Here is a 1,383-nt window from a genome sequence, read left to right as displayed (position 1 = left end):
TGGTCTTCTGTAAAGAAAGTAGACATATTAATTCACGATGTTTTTTCTTTTACTACCGCGCTAACGCTTGCTGGGATAGTGAAAACAGGATAGGTCAAAACCATACCTATCCTATTTCCACTATCTCTAATTTTCTCACCCGGCAACTGATAGTCGACGTTTATTGTACGCTTGTTCGAAGTCTACTGGACTTAGATAACCCAACGTGGAGTGTCTACGTCTAGTGTTATAAAACTCGTTGATATAATGTCTGATTGATTTAATGGCACCTTCTCGTGTTTCCCATTGGTAACGATAGATTAATTCTTTTTTGATGGTCGCATGGAAAGACTCGATACAAGCATTATCATAGGGATCTCCTTTGCGACTCATACTTCCACTCATTTTTCTCTCAAGCATTAGATTCGTATAATCGTTGGAACAATATTGCGCTCCCCGGTCGGAATGGTGGATGAGCCCTTCACCTGGATCCCTCACCATAATTGCTTGTTGGAGAGCTGCCAACGGCAACTCTTTTTTCATGTCGGTCCCAATGCTCCAACCTACAATCTTTCGAGAAAACAGATCCATCACACTAGCCAAATATAGCCACCCTTGAATGGTCCAAATATAAGTGATATCTGTCACCCATGCCACGTTGGGGGCATCAACCATGAACTGACGTTCCAATAGATTTGGATAGATAAAGTGTTTGTGGTTAGAATCGGTCGTCACTATATAGGGGGTATCGGGTGTTGCGCGAAGCCCCATTTCTCTCATTCTTTTGCCTACTGTTCGCTCACAAAGGCTTAACCCATGCACTTGTAATTCTCGCGTGATTCTTGGGCTTCCGTACGTGCCATGGCTCTCTATAAAACACAGATTGATTTTTTGATTGATTTTTTCTTTTTCTTTGTTTATCCGATCTCGCTTCCATTTGTCTTTCAACCATTTATAATAACCACTTGAAGACACCTCTAATACTTCACACATCTTTACCACGCGAAATTCATGTTGGTGTTTCTCCATGAATGAAAATATCACGTGTGGTTTTTGGCGAAGACATGCATGGCCTTTTTTAATATTTCATTTTCCTCCTTGAGCTCTTTTTCCTTCTTCTCCAATTCGGCTATGCGTCTTTTTAATTCCATGGAAGAGCTTAGCTCACCGTCACTCAATAGAGTTTGTTTCTGTTTGTAAACTCTAACCCAATCACGTATTCTTTCAGGTTTCACCCCATATTCATAGGCCAATTCGGAAGCCTTTCTTCCATCTTCCACCACTAATTTTACTAGGTATTCTCGCATTTCTCTTGATAATACAGCCATCCTACACACGCTCCCTTAACTTTCTTTTAGTATGAGGTTCGTGTTTTAACATGTCCACTTTTTATGCTAACTCTAA

2 protein-coding genes are annotated in these 1,383 nt (G+C 40.6%); both read right to left on the bottom strand.

Annotated elements, in window-relative coordinates; translation table 11 throughout:
• Positions 1 to 135: 135 nt before the first annotated feature.
• Positions 136 to 1,008 carry an IS3 family transposase gene (locus BLR36_RS18500; RefSeq protein ID WP_254771453.1) on the bottom strand — a complete coding sequence of 291 codons (873 nt, stop codon included), beginning with the start codon at positions 1,006 to 1,008 and terminating at the stop codon, positions 136 to 138.
• A gap of 11 nt (positions 1,009 to 1,019) precedes the next feature.
• Positions 1,020 to 1,307: a transposase gene (locus BLR36_RS18495; RefSeq protein WP_093063212.1), complete on the bottom strand. Its 288-nt coding sequence runs from the start codon at positions 1,305 to 1,307 to the stop codon at positions 1,020 to 1,022.
• Positions 1,308 to 1,383 lie beyond the last annotated feature (76 nt).

This window comes from Psychrobacillus sp. OK028, assembly GCF_900103605.1.
Taxonomy (GTDB): Bacteria; Bacillota; Bacilli; order Bacillales_A; family Planococcaceae; genus Psychrobacillus.
Note: the sequence above shows the minus strand (reverse complement) of the source record. Positions and strands in the feature narration are given on the sequence as shown.

Bases quoted from the DNA above. Each gene is read 5' to 3' on its own strand.
- BLR36_RS18500 (WP_254771453.1), bottom strand. From the start codon at position 1,008: ATGGAGAAACACCAACATGAATTTCGCGTGGTAAAGATGTGTGAAGTA.
- BLR36_RS18495 (WP_093063212.1), bottom strand. From the start codon at position 1,307: ATGGCTGTATTATCAAGAGAAATGCGAGAATACCTAGTAAAATTAGTG.